Below are 17,330 nucleotides of genomic sequence, written 5' to 3'. Positions count from 1 at the left end.
AAAAAAGAGCATTTGTGTCACGCAAATGCTCTTTTTTTTGATTTTATAATCTAATTCCAGGAGGAAGCAATTCTTTGTAAGAGGGATTTTTTTTGAAAAATTGTACTATTCTAGGATAAATGGGGACGACTCTTAATCGCTGTTCTATTGCGTTGTCTAAGATGTTTTTAATCAGATTATCAATAAATATTTCGTTTTTAAATTCTTCGGGAGTATTTATTTTGGTCAAAAATATTTTCCTTTCTTGAAAGGAGTATTCTATAGTTATAAGTCCTTCGGGTAGTGTAGTTTCAAATTGTCTTGCAAAAGCGTTGTCTCTAATTTCGATTGTTGCAATATTTTCCATAGCATTTTGTTTTTTTTGAAGCTTGTTCTTTTTTAACTAAACTGTTGTTTTTGCAATGATTTTTATACTCAAATGAGGAAATGTAAAGGTAAGTAATTGATAGCCAAAAACAAATGCTTTTTGAAGCTCATTTATTATTGAAAGAGGAAGTGTGTTTTTTATTATTTGTAAAATTAGGTATGCTGTTTGAAAAACTTTAAATTCGTTTTTTATCCCTTTGAATTTTGAAGTTAGAATATGAATAAAATCCCTGTTTATTTTATGCCCGGATTAGCAGCGAATCCTTTGATTTTTGAAAGGATTAAGCTGGATGATGCTCTTTTTGATGTTCATTATTTGGAATGGGAAATTCCGAAACCAAAAGAAACTTTAGAAGATTATGCTAAACGAATTGCCTTGCATATAAAAGAAGAAAATCCTGTTTTAATAGGAGTTTCTTTTGGTGGAATTCTGGTTCAGGAAATAGCTGATTTGATAAATATTAGAAAAATAATTATTATTTCGAGTGTAAAAACGAGGTTAGAATTGCCCAAACGAATCAAGTTTGCTAAGAAAACATCGGCATACAAATTAATTCCGATGCGTTTGATTCTGAGTTTGGATAAGTTGGCAAAAATGGTATTTGGAGAAAAATTGAAACATCGCATACAGTTGTATGATACTTTCTTGTCAGTAAGGGATGTTTATTATTTAAAATGGGCGGTTGAAAAAGTAGTGCTTTGGAATCGTTTAGAGGCTAATGATCGTGTGATTCATATTCATGGTACAAAAGACCGAATATTTCCTATTGAGAACATTAACAATTGTACCGTGCTAAAAGGTGGTACGCATGTTATGGTTTATACGCAATACCGTTGGTTTAATGCGCACTTACCTGATATTATTTTAGATAAAAATCCCAAATTATAAAATCCCAAATTCCAAGTTTTAACGTCTAGTACTTCCATCTTCCATCTTTTATTGAGATTGCTTAGTTTTTCGCAATAAAAAATCCCAAACTCTTGGAATTTGGGATTTTATCCCGAAGCTTCGGGATTGAAATTTAAAATCGTTAGATTTTTTTCATTTGTTCTTTCATCATGGTGATTTGTTCTTTCAACATGTTTTGTTTGTCTAGTTTTTTAACTTCGGTAATCAAAGTGGTTGCTTCTAGTTTTCTTCGGCGTGACAAAGCGATACCAGCTAAATTTAATTTGGCTACAGCCAAATCCATATCCATAGATAATCCTAGTTCGATCGCTTTCTTGAAATATTTTTCAGATTGATTGATATTGGTTTGCGAAAGCATAATCCCGTGAAGGTAGTTAAAGTAACCTTGTTGTTTTCTTACTAAAGCTGATTCTGGATTTTTGATGTACGAAAGCCATTTTTTAGCGCCTTCAAAGTCTTGTTTTCGTAATTTTAAAAAGGCTAACAGGATGTATTCGTTCCTGAAATAAAGAAAAATAGGAATTATAGTAAGTAGTAATAAGAAAATTCCATTTCCAATATTGTTCTCAATAAATTGCCAAATGCTAGTAATTACAATAAGTCCAGCGATAATAAGTTTGATATTCTTGTTTAACATGATGATGTATAATTTGTGTTTGCAAATATAGTAAAAGGAATTAAAAATATTTTTATAAAACTTCTTGCTAGAAAAAAAAGTCTTTGTATATTTGCACTCGGTTTCAGAATAAGCACTATTCGAAATATAAAAGATACATATAAATAAGTTTTAAAGATACAAAGCAATGAGCAAAAGAACGTTTCAACCATCGAAAAGAAAAAGAAGAAATAAACACGGATTTATGGACAGAATGGCTTCTGCTAATGGAAGAAAAGTTCTTGCGCGTAGAAGAGCTAAAGGAAGACATAAATTGACTGTTTCTAGCGAACCTAGACACAAAAAATAATGTTTGTATAAACATAAATAAGGGCGTTACTTTTTTTAGTACCGCCTTTTTTTATATCTTGTCGGTAAAATGACATTCAAACTTAAGATTTATAGTGAGTTGCATCATTTTTAATCTTATAAAATCGAATAAAAGAGATTCTTCATAAAACAATAATTATAATATAATGCCAAAAGACACTTCCATAAAATCAGTTTTAATTATAGGTTCAGGTCCTATTGTTATTGGTCAAGCTTGCGAATTTGATTACGCAGGATCACAATCAGCACGTTCTATTCGAGAAGAAGGAATTGAAGTTATTCTTATCAATTCGAATCCCGCTACGATTATGACCGACCCTTCTATGGCGGATCATATTTATTTGAAGCCTTTAACAACAAAATCGATTATCGAAATTCTAAAAGAGCACCCACAAATTGATGCTGTTTTGCCTACAATGGGTGGACAAACGGCTTTGAACTTGTGTTTAGAAGCTGAAGAAAAAGGGATTTGGCAGGATTTTGGAGTACGATTAATAGGAGTTGATGTTAATGCCATTAATATTACTGAAGATAGAGAGCAGTTCAAACAGTTGCTTAAAAAAATAAATGTACCCACAGCTCCTGCTGAAATTTGTACTTCTTATTTAAGAGGAAAAGAAATTGCCCAGGAATTTGGATTCCCACTTGTAATTCGTCCATCGTTTACACTTGGAGGAACTGGAGCTTCTATAGTGTACAAACCAGAAGATTTTGACAGATTGTTAACTGCTGGTCTTGAAGCATCGCCAATTCACGAAGTTTTGATTGACAAGGCTTTGATGGGATGGAAAGAATATGAATTAGAACTTTTAAGAGATAAGAATGATAATGTTGTAATTATCTGTTCTATCGAAAATATGGATCCAATGGGTATCCACACCGGAGATTCGATTACAGTGGCACCAGCCATGACGTTATCGGATACTACTTTCCAAAAATTACGTGATTACGCTATCTTGATGATGCGTAGTATTGGAAATTTTGCTGGAGGATGTAACGTACAGTTTGCGGTTTCTCCAGACGAAAAAGAAGATATCGTAGCGATTGAAATCAATCCTCGTGTATCTCGTTCTTCTGCTTTGGCATCAAAAGCAACGGGTTATCCAATTGCTAAAATTGCTTCAAAATTAGCTTTAGGATACAACTTAGATGAATTGCAAAACCAAATTACAAAGTCGACTTCGGCTCTTTTTGAACCAACATTGGATTATGTAATTGTAAAAATCCCACGTTGGAACTTTGATAAATTTGAAGGATCAGACAGAACTTTAGGTCTTCAAATGAAATCAGTAGGTGAGGTAATGGGAATTGGACGTTCGTTCCAGGAAGCTTTACACAAAGCCACTCAATCATTAGAGATTAAAAGAAATGGTTTAGGGGCTGACGGAAAAGGATATACTAACTATGAGCAAGTAATCGAAAAATTAACTTACGCAAGTTGGGATCGTGTTTTTGTAATTTATGATGCTATTGCAATGGGAATTCCATTGAGCAGAATTCATGAAATCACAAAAATCGACATGTGGTTCTTGAAACAATACGAAGAGCTTTTTACCCTTGAAAAAGAAATTGCTAAATATACCGTTACCACCTTGCCAAGAGAATTGTTGCTAGAAGCCAAACAAAAAGGTTTTGCCGACAGACAAATTGCGCACATGATGGGTTGTTTAGAAAGTGAAGTACATACTTTGCGTATGAATTCAAACATTAACCGTGTGTTTAAACTGGTAGATACTTGTGCAGCTGAGTTTAAAGCAAAAACGCCTTATTACTACTCCACTTTTGAAGCCGAAATTGAAAAAGCAGATGGAACTCGTTATGTAGATAACGAAAGTGTGGTAACGGATAAAAAGAAAGTCATTGTTTTAGGTTCTGGACCAAACAGAATTGGACAAGGAATCGAATTTGATTACTCTTGTGTTCACGGAGTTTTGGCAGCAAAAGAATGTGGTTACGAGACTATCATGATTAACTGTAATCCTGAAACGGTTTCTACCGACTTTGATACTGCCGATAAATTATACTTCGAACCTGTTTTCTGGGAACATATTTACGACATCATTCAGCATGAAAAACCAGAAGGTGTTATTGTTCAATTAGGTGGTCAAACAGCTCTTAAATTAGCAGAAAAATTATCTAAATACGGAGTAAAAATCATCGGAACTAGTTTTGATGCACTAGATTTAGCCGAAGACAGAGGACGTTTCTCTGATTTATTGACCGAATTAAAAATTCCTTTCCCTAGATTCGGAATTGCTGAAACAGCGGATGAAGCTTCAGCTTTAGCGGATCAGTTGGATTTCCCATTATTGATTCGTCCTTCTTATGTATTAGGGGGTCAGGGAATGAAAATTGTAATCAACAAACAAGAATTAGAAGAGCATGTGGTTAACTTGCTAAAAACGATTCCTGGAAATAAATTACTGTTAGATCATTATCTTGATGGTGCAATAGAAGCAGAGGCAGATGCCATTTGTGATGCTGATGGTAATGTGTACATCATCGGAATTATGGAGCATATTGAGCCTTGTGGAGTACACTCTGGAGATTCTAATGCTACATTGCCTCCTTTTAACTTAGGAGAGTTTGTAATGCAACAAATTAAAGATCATACTCATAAAATTGCTATCGCATTAAAAACGGTTGGACTAATCAACATTCAGTTTGCTATAAAAGACGATACGGTTTATATTATTGAAGCCAATCCAAGAGCTTCACGTACGGTTCCATTTATTGCAAAAGCCTACGGAGAGCCTTATGTAAACTATGCTACCAAAGTAATGTTAGGACACAATAAAGTAACTGATTTTGATTTTAATCCACAGTTAAAAGGATATGCTATCAAGCAACCGGTTTTCTCTTTCAGCAAGTTCCCGAATGTAAGCAAAGCTTTAGGGCCTGAAATGAAATCAACAGGAGAAAGTATCTTGTTTATTGATGACTTAAAAGACGACCAATTCTACGAATTGTACTCTAGAAGAAAAATGTATTTGAGTAAATAATAACTCAAATCCTGATATTGAAAAAGCCCCTTTTTGGGGCTTTTTTTATTGGAATATTTTATAATTCGTACTTCTTTTTTAAATCAGAATAAAGCGTTTCAGCTTCGGTGTAAATTGATTTATCAGAATTGATTAGGTCATCCAGTATTCGTTGTTGCTCTTTGCATAAAAGAGCAGTTTTACGAGTATGTTTGTTCGAAATTGTAGAGCCCATTTTTGTAATTATTAAGAGTCTGATTTTAAGCAAAATCAAAAAAAATATATCAACAATTTTTCAAATGTGAAATTTGATTTGACTACAGCGCCGCAAAGTCTCTGACTTTGAGTAAGTGTGAAGCTGTCTCTGACCCTTGTATAGTTGTAATTATTATAGGTTGAAAACCGATACTCACAGCCGCCAAGTTGGAAACTTTGCGTAGCAAGTGTTACTAATTTTTAACAGCCCAACTATCCACAAACTTGTCCTGCTGACGAAGGAAGCATCTTAGCCAGTAACTCGACAAAGCTACTCATTGCTGTTTTAAAAGTTACAAATCTTCGCATCTGTGCGGAAAAGTATTGCGGAGATTCCTCCTTCGTCGGAAAGACAAACTGGGCGGTTTAGGTTTTTGTAAAAGAACGTTTTAAAGTAGTTTTACCCACAGACTTGTCCTGCTGACGAAGGAAGCATCTTAGCCAGTAACTCGACAAAGTATATTATTTTGTCTAGTTTTATTGATTGTTTGCTCACTGTTGTGGGCACGGAAAGCATTTCCGCGCTAACGGGGGATTCCTCCTTCGTCGGAAAGACAAACTGGGCGGTTTAGGTTTTTGTAAAAGAACGTTTTAAAGTAGTTTTACCCACAAACTTGTCCTGCTGACGAAGGAAGCATCTTAGCCAGTAACTCGACAAAGCTACTCATTGCTGTTTTAAAAGTTACAAATCTTCGCATCTGTGCGGAAAAGTATTGCGGAGATTCCTCCTTCGTCGGAAAGACAAACTGGGCGGTTTAGGTTTTTGTAAAAGAACGTTTTAAAGTAGTTTTACCCACAGACTTGTCCTGCTGACGAAGGAAGCATCTTAGCCAGTAACTCGACAAAGTATATTATTTTGTCTAGTTTTATTGATTGTTTGCTCACTGTTGTGGGCACGGAAAGCATTTCCGCGCTAACGGGGGATTCCTCCTTCGTCGGAAAGACAAACTGGGCGGTTTAGGTTTTTGTAAAAGAACGTTTTAAAGTAGTTTTACCCACAAACTTGTCCTGCTGACGAAGGAAGCATCTTAGCCAGTAACTCGACAAAGCTACTCATTGCTGTTTTAAAAGTTACAAATCTTCGCATCTGTGCGGAAAAGTATTGCGGAGATTCCTCCTTCGTCGGAAAGACAAACTGGGCGGTTTAGGTTTTTGTAAAAGAACGTTTTAAAGTAGTTTTACCCACAAACTTGTCCTGCTGACGAAGGAAGAATCTTAGCCAGTAACTCGACAAAGTATATTATTTTGTCTAGTTTTATTGATTGTTTGCTCACTGTTGTGGGCACGGAAAGCATTTCCGCGCTAACGGGGACTTTGCGGAGCTGGTTGTAACTAATTTTAAACAGCCCAACTCCCCACAAACTTGTCCTTTTGACGAAGGAAATATCTCCTATAGTAACTCGACAAAGTATATTATTTTGTTTAGTTTTTATTGATTATTTGCTATCTATTGTGGGTACTGAAACAATTTAGCTATCGGATTTTGGTTGTTAGCAGTCTCTCTAGCCCCGGTAGAAGCGGCATCCTTTGTCTCGTTTTTTTAACGAGACAAAGATAGAGCGGATGACGGGATTGGCTCCAAAAAAGAAAAACCTCCCTTTCATTTGAAATTCAAACGAAAAGGAGGTTTTAGTATGGAGCAGCTAGAATTTAGCTTTTAGTTTCTATTTGTTTAGATAATATTGGTTCGTTTTTGTTCATCATTTTAGTAATGGTAATGTGCATCCAAACCAAACAAATGATGGAGAACAACAACACAAACAACCATGAACTTGACCAAAGTCCGGTGTATTCTAGTAAGTAACTAAAGATGATAGGACCAAAGAATCCACCAAGTCCACCAAGTAATCCAACCATTCCACCTACAACACCTACTTCGTTAGGGAAATATTCAGGGATGTGTTTGTAAACAGCAGCTTTGCCAATTCCCCAGGATATACCAATTAAAACTACTAAAATCAGGTAGACCCACATGTTAGCATCAAATTTAATTTTGGTGATTCCTTTTGCAAGTAATTCTTTTTTAGCTACGCTTTGGTTTTGGGTTACAACAACTTCTTGCCAAGTGGTTTTGCTTGGAAAAATACCAGTTCCATCGCTTTCTAGTTCGTCTTTGGCTTTTATAGGAATAGCGGTTTCGTCTATTTTGATGTTCGTTGTTGAAACTTCAGTGACTACACCTGCTTTTTTTGCCATAATTCCAGCACCAGCTGTAGTGATTTCCATTTTTGGTACCATCAATAATGCGCTAAATAATACTGATGTTCCCAGTACCCAGTACATTACTAGTCTGGCACCATATTTATCGGATAAATATCCACCAAAGGCACGAATAACTCCTGATGGCAAACTGAATAAGGTAGCAAACATTCCGCCCATAACTAAGCTGGTTTGGTACACATTCATAAAGTTAGGCAACAACCATTGTGAGTACGCCACAAAACAACCAAAAACTAAGAAGTAGTAGGCTCCAAAACGCCAAACACGAACGTTTTTTAACGTAGAAAGCATTTGTGGAATCGTTTTGGTCGATTTTTCTAATTTTTTATTTTCGGCAAAAATGATAAATAAAATTCCAATAATCAATAAGGCTGCTCCGTAGATGATTGGCAATATTTTCCATCCGTTTTCGGGATCATCAATAGCAAAATGATTCAATAGGGAAGGAGCAATAAATGTAGTAATGGCAGCTCCTGCATTCCCCATTCCGAAAATTCCTAATGCTCTACCTTGCCATTCTTTTGGGTACAAAATAGAAGTATATCCTACACCCACAGCAAAACTTGTTCCTACCATTCCGAATAAAAAACTTAAAACGGCAAACATTAAAAAACTATCTGCAAGCGGTAAAAGAAAAAGAGGAATGGAACATAAAAGCAATAATGTGGTAAATACGTATTTCCCACCATATTTATCGGTTAGAATACCTATTGGCAAACGCATGATGGCACCCGTTAAAATAGGAATTCCAAGTAACCAACCTACTTGCATCACGCTCCAATTGAAAATACCTTTGTCTACTAAATAAGTAACTAACACACCATTTAATGTCCAACAAGCAAAGCATACTGTGAAGGCCAATGTATTGAGAAATAACATTTGGTGCGATTTTGATAGGGAGTTTGCGTTTTTCATAATACTTATATTTTTCAACAAATTTAAATACTATATACGGGTAAAAAGCTGCGAAAACGCAGTTTTTAGAAAATAAATAAGTAAAAATACGTATTTTAATTACGTATTTGTTTCGGGTTCTCTTTTGCTGCTGATTATACAGGTTTTTGCGGATTAAAAATATTAGATTATTCTTTGAGTGCTTTGCAAAATATTTGTGCCTTTTGTGTTTGAAATTATCCACAGATTGCCACAAATTTAAAGGATTATATTTTTCTTTGAGTTTTGCGAAAACTTTGTGCCTTTTGTGTTTGAAATTATCCACAGATTGCCACAAATTTAAAGGATTATATTTTTCTTTGAGTTTTGCGAAAACGTTGTGCTCTTTGTGTTTAAAAAAACATAAATAAAAAATCCTGTTTTCTAGTAGCAACTAAAAAGCAGGATAGATATAAAAAGTGTATTAATCGAAACCAATAAAACTTGGATTCTTAGATCAGCGAATATTCGGTAGCTTTATTTGAAAGTTCCATCAGGTTTTTTACTTTCAGTTTTTTCATTAGGTTAAAACGGTGTACTTCGGCAGTACGTTTACTAATTTCTAAAGCTTCGGCAATTTCTTTGTTTCCTTTTCCAGATAATAATAAGGTAAGGATTTCTTTTTCTCTTTTGGTGATGGTCAAGTCTTCAGCAAGTGTTGGTTTTGGTTCCAAAGAAGTAGCACTACTAGTCAACTGATTGATCAAAATAGACGAAATGTCTCCAGTAAAATATTTACCGCCATTAGCAACAGAATGTAATGCTTTTAAAAATTCTTCTTTACTAGAACCTTTTAGTAAGTAGCCATCGGCACCTGCTTTAATAGATTTTAAAACGTATTCTTCTGATTCGTGCATTGAAAGCACAATAATCTTTACAGGGTTGTTGAGGTTACGTAATTTTTCAACCACTTCAATACCGGTATGGTGTGGCATTCTAATGTCTACAATTAATAAGTCAGGATTTGTTGTTGTAACAATTTCTAAAGCTTCTAATCCATCCGTTGCTTCTCCTACTACAACTATGTTTTTCTCGCTTTCTAAAAGTGATTTGATACCATCTCTAACAAAAAAATGATCATCAGCAAGGACAACTCGAATCGTTTGGTTCATAACTTACTTATTTTAAGAATATAAAATTTACGTATTTCATCTAAATTAGTGCAATATACGTATTTTTTACGTATTTTATTTCAAAATTAAATGGGAATATTAAAAGTAATTCGGGTTCCTTCGCCAGGAATGGAGTTGATAAATACGCGTCCGTTAATGTATTGTACTCTTTCTTTCATGAATAATAATCCCATTCCAGACTCACTATTTCTCTTTTTTTCTACTGCCGTAACATCAAATCCTTTTCCGTTGTCGTCTATTGTAATACTTAGTATTTTGTTGCTGTGGGAAAGCTGTACAATAATATGCGAAGATTCGGCATATTTTATAGCATTATTAATCGCTTCCTGAGTAAGGCGGTAAATATTAATTTCGATTAAAGAATCTAGTCTTTGATCAAAATCGGTTTTATTATAAAATTGAACATTTTTACCCGTTAGTTTTGCCAGTTCTAAAGTCAATTTGGCAATCGAAGAAACAATTCCGTGATCGCTCAATTCCGGTGGCATCAAATTGAAAGTTGCAGTACGAACCCCTTTAATAATATCTAAAGAGAGTTTTTTTAAGTATTCTATTTTTTGAGCCGATTTTTCTTTGTCGTCCAGATTGATGCTTTCCAGACTAAACTTCAATCCTGTAAGCATTTGTCCTATTCCATCGTGGATTTCTCTGGCAATTCGGTTTTGTTCGTTTTCCTGGTTTTCAACAATTTTACTCGAAATGACTTTTTGCTGATTGATTCTTTCAATAATGTTTTCTCTATTCAATCTTTCGACTTCTAATTCGGCATTTTTTCGAACCGTAATATTGAAACAAATCACTAATAATTCCGATTCTTCTTTTCTGATTCTCACAGGAATCATCGACATATCAAGCCAAAGCATGTTGCCATTTCTATCAGTTGTATTTAACTCGCCTTGCCAGCCGCTTCTTTGTTTGTCAGCAATAATTTGGTCTATAGCCAATTGCTCTTTTTCTATAGTTGTTAAGGCTTGAGAAAAACTTTTATCAGTATCAAAAGAAGGATTGTAATGTAATAATTTGGAGAATTTATCTCCCATGTGGATGATTTTTCCCATCGGACTAATTCGGCAATACAGCAAGGTGTTTTCCATTGCATAGTTCAAAGATTTTAATTCTTTTACTGAATTTTCTTTGATAATACTGATGGCTTCTGTATCACGAGCTAGTTTGATGGCTCTTCTTTCAGAAGACAATAATTTTGAGATAAGAACTTCAATTTTCTTATTGGTAGGTTTAAAGATAAAAAGAAACTCTAAAAATAAAATCAATAACGTAAAGCTTAGAATTCCGTATTCAATATTGCGTTGCTTGGTTACTTTTTCTAAAGCTTCATATTCATATTGACTTACAATAAGATTCATTTTCGTCACAAAAACATTTACATTATTTAGTATGCCTTGAACTTCTTGTTGGTTTCTAGTTTGCGAAAGTTGTTTATTTCTATTGAGTAAGTATTGTGTAGTTGCACGATCAATATAGTTCACATTAGGTTTTACCGCATTGAAAAGTTTTAAAAGACCCGGACTTTTGGTTTCAGGAAAATTAAGACTGTCGTTTCCTTTTTCTAATGCAAAATGAGTAAATTTCCAAAGTTCAAGCGTTTTTTTTATGTTCGAAATGGATTCTGCCTCATTTGAATTATCAGTTGAAGCATTCAAGATCAGGATTTCTTTGGCTAATTTTTGGCTAAACATTCTTTGTCTGCCCGAAATGTTAATCAATCGGGAATCATTAAGTTGGCTACTGATGTTGTACTGGATAAGCAGCTGACTTAGAAGAATGGTAATAGCAATAGTAATCAAAGCAAATAAATACATTTGCTTTAATTTTTTGAAATTAAGATTTTCAGAAAACGCTTTGGCTTCTTTTATCATAATGGAAATGAATTACAATCCAAGCGCGTCTTTAATCAATTGAAGATTTTCGTCAGTATAACTTATTTTTAAAGCGGCTTGATGTCCTTTTTCAGACATTTTATTCCAGGTTTTTAGAATAATATTTTTAAGCTTTTCAGTATCGTGTTTTTGTACAAAAGGCTCAAGATAAAACTCTAGAAAAACTAAACAAATTACGTCTTCAAGGAGTTGGGTTTCTTCATCTTTTTTAAGTAATTTTTTTTCGATAAGAAACGAAACCCGATCAATAAATTCCTGTGAGTATCCTACTGAAGCTAAGATACCAGCGGTAGTTTTGGCGTGAAATTTTTTCAATTCTTCACGCCATTTTAGATAACCCACACGATCCATGGGATAGGATTCTCTGGGCATTTTCCAACGACAAATGTGTTGTGCTTTTGCCGCAATTTGAACTTCTTCAGAAGCGTTTGGATGAAAATCCAACAGCCTCTTATACATTCTATTCGAATACAATAATTCTTTTGGGTAAGATTTCGATTGAAATAGCTCACTATTAGGATCTTGTGCATTTTCTGCATCAATCTTTGCGCTGGCGTTTTGGAATGGCGTAAGTATCATTTGGAAAAGTATATTTTCAAAGATACATAATTATTCTAAAAACCCAACGAATACTTCGTTGTCCACCACTTTTACAGGATAAGTTGCAATAGAAAAATCGTCTCCATTTAAGTTAGAACCATCCACCAGAGAAAAAGTTTTTTTGTGCATTGGACAAGCAATTTTAGGAACACCATCGGCTGAACCGGTCATTCCTCTAGATAAAACCATTTCCATTTTATGAGGACAAGCGTTTTGACAAGCGTACCATTCGTTTCTTCTTTCGAAATTAAAAACAGCAATTTGTTTGTCTTTGTATTTGATACATCCCCCTCTGTTACTTGGAAAGTCTTTGATATTACCAGCTTTAAACCAAGTGGTTACTTCATTTATAGAAACCGTTTTGTATTTGTCTAAAATATTTTCCATGATTTATCTTTTTTTCTCATTTCCAATCCCTCTAAAAGAAAGAGGAATTGAAATTGAAGTATTATTTTTTTGTTTTTACTCGAAAATTACCAGGCTTTTGGCATCTTTTGATCTCTTAATGCCACATATTCAATATTGTCATCTTTCTCATCAGAGTTTACAAAGTGACTGAAACGTTTCATCAATCTTGGTTTTTCTAATACTTGTTTCCATTCGCATTCGAATGTACCAACCAATTGTTCCATTTCTGCTTCCAATGTTTCACAAATTCCAATACGATCATGGATAATTACTTCTTTTAAATAATCCAATCCTCCGTCTAATTTTTCTAACCAGGTAGAGGTTCTAACCAGTGGTCCAGCCGTACGGATGTAGTACATTAGGAAACGATCCATGTATTTGAATACGGTTTCTTTATCGATTTGTTCGGCTAAAAGTACAGCGTGTTTAGGATTTGCGCCACCGTTTCCACAGATGTAAAGATTCCAACCGCCTTCCACCGCAATTACTCCAAAATCTTTTCCTCTTGCTTCGGCACATTCTCTAATACAAGCAGAAACGCCTCCTTTTAGTTTATGAGGAGAACGAATTCCTCTGTAACGGTTCTCTAATTCGATAGCAAAAGTGGTACTGTCATCCATTCCGTAACGACACCAGGCATTACCCACACAACTTTTTACCGCTCTTAAAGATTTTCCGTAAGCGTGTCCGCTTTCAAAACCATTTTCGATAAGAATTCTCCATATTTCAGGTAAATCGTTTAGTGTAGCTCCAAATAAATCCACACGTTGTGCTCCAGTAATTTTTGTGTATAAGTCGAATTGCTTAGCAACCTCTCCAATTACAATTAGTTTTTCTGGCGTAATCTCACCACCTGCAATTCTTGGTACAACAGAATAGGTTCCGTTTCTTTGAATATTAGCTAGGTATCTGTCATTAGTATCTTGTGTAGTAACGTGTTTGTTTGCCGTATCGTTATAAATACTGGAGAAAATAGATGCTACTAAAGGTTTACAAACTTCGCAACCATCTCCGTTTCCGTGATGATCAATCACTTCATAAAAATTAGTGTATTTGTTGATTTTTACCAAATCAAATAATTCTTGTCTGGTATGATTAAAGTGCTCACAAATGCTTTCTTTTACTTCTTTCCCAATTGATTTTTGAGCCGCTTTTACTAAATCAGCAACCATCGGTTTACAACCTCCACAACCTGAAGTGGCTTTGGTTTGTTTTACTACATCACCAAATGTATTTGCAGTTCCGTCAATAATTGAACAACAAATAGCGCCTTTAGTTACATTTTCGCAAGAACAAATTACAGCAGTATCGGGTAAATCAGAAGCGTTTCCAAAAGAAGAAGCTTCTCCGCCTCTTGATCCCAAAATCAAATCTTCCGGGTTAGGAGGCAACGCCATTGCATTGCTGTAGATTTGGAATAATCCGTTATAATCACTTGCATCACCTACCAGAATTCCTCCTAAAAGTGTTTTTCCGTCTTTGGTAACATTGATTCTTTTATATATTCCGCTGAACTTATTTTCATAAACAATAGCAGTAACAGTATCATTTTCGATAAAAGGATCTCCAAAACTCGCTACTTCAACACCAATTAATTTTAATTGAGTGGACATGTCAATTACTTCTCTCATGGTTTTCTCGCCATTCATGATTTGCTCAGCAGCAACATCCGCCATTTCATATCCAGGAGCAACCAAACCATAAATCATGTGATTGTAAAGTGCCACTTCACCAATTGCGTAAATATTTGGATCTGAAGTCTGCATCTTGTTGTCCACCACAATTCCTCCACGAACACCTACTTCAAGTCCGCAAACTCTTCCTAGTTCATCACGAGGTTTGATACCAGCAGAAATTACCAGCATATCTACTTTTAGCAATTCATTTTCATCAAACATCATCCCTGTTATCACGTCTTCACCATCAATATATTGAGTAGATTTGTTCAAATGGATTCCTATATTCAATTCTTCAATTTTTGATTGAAGCATATCGCTGGCGCCTTTGTCTAGTTGTCTTGGCATCAATCGAGGAGCAAATTCCACAACGTGAGGATTCAATCCTAAGTCACGAACGGCTTTTGCGGCTTCGAGACCTAATAATCCTCCACCAAGTACAGCTGCTTCCGTAGCTCCGTTTAGTTTGATTTTTTTGGCGTAAGCCATGATGGCATCCAGATCTTCAATTGTTCTGTAAACAAAAACGCCTTCTTTGTCCACACCCTCAATTGGTGGTACAAAAGCAGCTGAACCCGTAGCCAAAACTAAGTAGTCATACTCGTGCGTAGTTTCCAGATGTGTATGTATGGTTTTTTGTTCTCTATTTATATCTGTAATTAATTCAGAAGTATTCAGTATGATATTATTTTCTTCGTACCAGTTTGAAGTTGATAATGATAAATCTTCAGCACTTTTTCCAGCAAAGTATTCACTCAGGTGAACTCTGTCATAAGCACGTCTTGGTTCTTCTCCAAATACGGTGATTTGGTAATTTTCATGTCCTTGTTTTGATATGAATTTTTCGCAAAATTTATAACCCACCATGCCGTTTCCGACTACTATTACTTTTTTCATAATATCATTATTAAGTATTATGAAGCAAATATAAGTATTAATACTTATTTTAAATACTTAATTATAATTTTTTGATGTTAATTGAGATATTGTGAAAACTAAGAGTATAAAATAGATTATGTGTAAAAAACAGTCGAAGTTTTTTTTATTTTTTAATCAATTATTATGGTTTTGGTTGATTTTTTTCATTTTTTTAGGTTTTAAAGATGAAGAAAATCAACTAAAACAAATGTGTAATATTCTAAAATTAAAAAAGCATCAAGAATAAGTACTTTTAAATACTTATTTTGATGCTTTGGTTGAAAAAATAAAAAAGCTTTTTTTACGTAAGATTACTTAATGGGTTGGAAATATTTTTTTTGAAACCAAAAGGCAACATTTACTAATGCAATTAAAGCTGGAACTTCAACTAATGGACCAATAACTCCGGCAAAAGCTTGTCCACTGTTAATTCCAAAAACACCAATAGCTACTGCAATGGCTAATTCGAAATTGTTTCCTGTAGCTGTAAAAGCAATCGCTGTACTTTTAGAATAGTCAGCGCCAAAATATTTTCCAATAAAGAAACTTATCACAAACATTAGACTGAAATAAATAACCAGTGGAATGGCTATTCGTACCACATCCATAGGAATTTGAACAATAAGCGCTCCTTTTAAACTAAACATAATGATGATTGTGAATAATAGCGCAATCAATGTGATAGGAGAGATAATGGGAACAAATTTATTTTGGAACCAATCTTCGCCTTTTAAGGCTATTAAACTGTATCTACTTATAACTCCTAAAGCAAATGGAATTCCTAAATAAATCCCAACACTTTCTGCAATTTGTGCTATGCTAATGTTGACTTCAAATCCGTTATAACCAAAATAGGGAGGAAGTACAGTGATAAAAACATAGGCATACACGCTGTAAAGCAAGACCTGAAAAATACTGTTTAAAGCAATAAGTCCAGCGGCATATTCTCTGTTTCCATCGGCAAGGTCATTCCAAACAACTACCATAGCGATGCATCGGGCAAGCCCAATAAGAATTAGTCCAATCATGTATTCTGGATAACCATTTAGAAATAATAATGCTAAGGAAAACATTAAAATAGGACCAATAATCCAATTCAAAATTAATGAAGCACTTAGAACTTTGACGTTTTTAAATACTTCGCCCATTTGTTCATATTTTACTTTTGCTAGTGGAGGATACATCATTAAAATAAGTCCTATAGCGAGCGGAATATTAGTTGTCCCGTTTGAAAAGGAATTGATAAAGTTACTGCTAGACGGAATAAAATTTCCAATACCCACTCCTACAGCCATGGCTAAAAAGATCCAAAGTGTTAGAAAACGATCAAGAAAGCTCAGCTTTTTTCTAGAAACAGCGGGTGTACAATGATTTATTGACATGGTTATTTTTGAATTTGTGAAAACACATATAAAAGTTCTGTACCAATTTGAATGCTTCTTTCTTCATATTTTTCAGCTTGTTGCGGAGTATTATCAAAAGCTTTTGGATCTTCAAAAGTAATTGGGATACGCTTTTCGGCACCTCCTATAAACGGACAACCTTGGTCCGCACTTGAACAAGTCATGATCGCTGCAAATTCCGATTGTGGATTGAACTCAGAATCAAAGGTTTTAGAAAATCCAATGATAGGATGTGCGTTTTCAGTATATTTTATTGCATAAATAGGATTGTTTCCTTCGGCAATAGTTTTAATTTGGAATCCTTGTTTGGCTAATGTTTGAGCCGCCATTGGAAATAGTGCAGTTGCCTCAGTCCCTCCAGAATAGCAAAATACATTTTTGATGTCGTAATAAGTTGCTGCGGTTTGAGCCCAAACTTGGGACAAATGACTTCTTCTAGAATTGTGTGTGCAAATCAGGTTTAGTCTTATTTCTTGTTTGTTATTTGCTTTGGATTGAATAAAATCAATTAAAGGCTGTAAAATATGTTTGCGTTCTTCGGATATAGTTTCGAAATTAAAACGATGAATTACTTTTTCAATTTCTGGAAATAATGCAGTTTGTGTTGAAGTCATGTTTTTAGTTTAAAATTTATTGGATTGATG

At 34.6% G+C, this 17,330-nt stretch carries 14 protein-coding genes; 3 read left to right on the top strand and 11 right to left on the bottom strand.

Annotated elements, in window-relative coordinates:
* Positions 1–43: 43 nt before the first annotated feature.
* Positions 44–346 (bottom strand): GNAT family N-acetyltransferase, encoded by a 303-nt coding sequence (locus AAGV28_RS10390; protein WP_373406745.1) that lies wholly within the window; start codon positions 344–346, stop codon positions 44–46.
* Positions 347–583: 237 nt separating this feature from the next.
* Between AAGV28_RS10390 and AAGV28_RS10385 the strand changes: the two genes are divergently transcribed.
* Positions 584–1,255 carry an alpha/beta fold hydrolase gene (locus AAGV28_RS10385; protein ID WP_373406744.1) on the top strand — a complete coding sequence of 224 codons (672 nt, stop codon included), beginning with the start codon at positions 584–586 and terminating at the stop codon, positions 1,253–1,255.
* 142 nt (positions 1,256–1,397) lie between these two features.
* On the opposite strand, the gene AAGV28_RS10380 is transcribed toward AAGV28_RS10385, so the two are convergent.
* Complete coding sequence (locus AAGV28_RS10380; protein ID WP_373406743.1) at positions 1,398–1,913, bottom strand: DUF2892 domain-containing protein; 516 nt, start codon at positions 1,911–1,913, stop codon at positions 1,398–1,400.
* 166 nt (positions 1,914–2,079) lie between these two features.
* Between AAGV28_RS10380 and rpmH the strand changes: the two genes are divergently transcribed.
* On the top strand, positions 2,080–2,241 hold the full coding sequence (rpmH, locus tag AAGV28_RS10375) for a 50S ribosomal protein L34 (RefSeq protein WP_008464848.1): 162 nt from the start codon (positions 2,080–2,082) through the stop codon (positions 2,239–2,241).
* Between the two features lie 166 nt (positions 2,242–2,407).
* A complete protein-coding gene (gene carB / locus AAGV28_RS10370) occupies positions 2,408–5,263 on the top strand; it encodes a carbamoyl-phosphate synthase large subunit (protein ID WP_373406742.1) in 2,856 nt (951 codons plus the stop codon).
* Between the two features lie 58 nt (positions 5,264–5,321).
* Here carB and AAGV28_RS10365 read toward each other — a convergent pair whose 3' ends face one another.
* The 9 genes from AAGV28_RS10365 to AAGV28_RS10325 all read right to left on the bottom strand — a co-directional run bounded on the left by AAGV28_RS10365 (position 5,322) and on the right by AAGV28_RS10325 (position 17,300).
* Positions 5,322–5,477: a hypothetical protein gene (locus AAGV28_RS10365; RefSeq protein WP_373406741.1), complete on the bottom strand. Its 156-nt coding sequence runs from the start codon at positions 5,475–5,477 to the stop codon at positions 5,322–5,324.
* Positions 5,478–7,147: 1,670 nt separating this feature from the next.
* Positions 7,148–8,632, bottom strand: coding sequence for an MFS transporter (locus AAGV28_RS10360; protein ID WP_373406740.1), 1,485 nt, complete (start codon positions 8,630–8,632; stop codon positions 7,148–7,150).
* Between the two features lie 470 nt (positions 8,633–9,102).
* A complete protein-coding gene (locus tag AAGV28_RS10355; protein ID WP_373406739.1) occupies positions 9,103–9,762 on the bottom strand; it encodes a response regulator in 660 nt (219 codons plus the stop codon).
* An 86-nt stretch (positions 9,763–9,848) separates the two neighbouring features.
* Entirely contained in the window at positions 9,849–11,660 is a 1,812-nt protein-coding gene (locus AAGV28_RS10350) for a sensor histidine kinase (protein ID WP_373406738.1), read from the bottom strand.
* Between the two features lie 12 nt (positions 11,661–11,672).
* Positions 11,673–12,257: a DUF4202 domain-containing protein gene (locus tag AAGV28_RS10345; protein ID WP_373406835.1), complete on the bottom strand. Its 585-nt coding sequence runs from the start codon at positions 12,255–12,257 to the stop codon at positions 11,673–11,675.
* 33 nt (positions 12,258–12,290) lie between these two features.
* Positions 12,291–12,668: a nitrite reductase small subunit NirD gene (gene nirD, locus AAGV28_RS10340; RefSeq protein WP_373406737.1), complete on the bottom strand. Its 378-nt coding sequence runs from the start codon at positions 12,666–12,668 to the stop codon at positions 12,291–12,293.
* Positions 12,669–12,754: 86 nt separating this feature from the next.
* Entirely contained in the window at positions 12,755–15,262 is a 2,508-nt protein-coding gene (nirB, locus tag AAGV28_RS10335) for a nitrite reductase large subunit NirB (protein ID WP_373406736.1), read from the bottom strand.
* 332 nt (positions 15,263–15,594) lie between these two features.
* A complete protein-coding gene (gene arsB, locus AAGV28_RS10330) occupies positions 15,595–16,665 on the bottom strand; it encodes an ACR3 family arsenite efflux transporter (RefSeq protein WP_373406735.1) in 1,071 nt (356 codons plus the stop codon).
* A 2-nt stretch (positions 16,666–16,667) separates the two neighbouring features.
* On the bottom strand, positions 16,668–17,300 hold the full coding sequence (locus AAGV28_RS10325) for an arsenate-mycothiol transferase ArsC (RefSeq protein WP_373406734.1): 633 nt from the start codon (positions 17,298–17,300) through the stop codon (positions 16,668–16,670).
* Positions 17,301–17,330: the final 30 nt, after the last annotated feature.

The organism is Flavobacterium zubiriense (genome assembly GCF_041729725.1).
Classification (GTDB): Bacteria; Bacteroidota; Bacteroidia; order Flavobacteriales; family Flavobacteriaceae; genus Flavobacterium; species Flavobacterium zubiriense.
The sequence above is the reverse complement of the archived record's forward strand: the minus strand, read 5'-3'. Positions and strand labels throughout refer to the sequence as shown.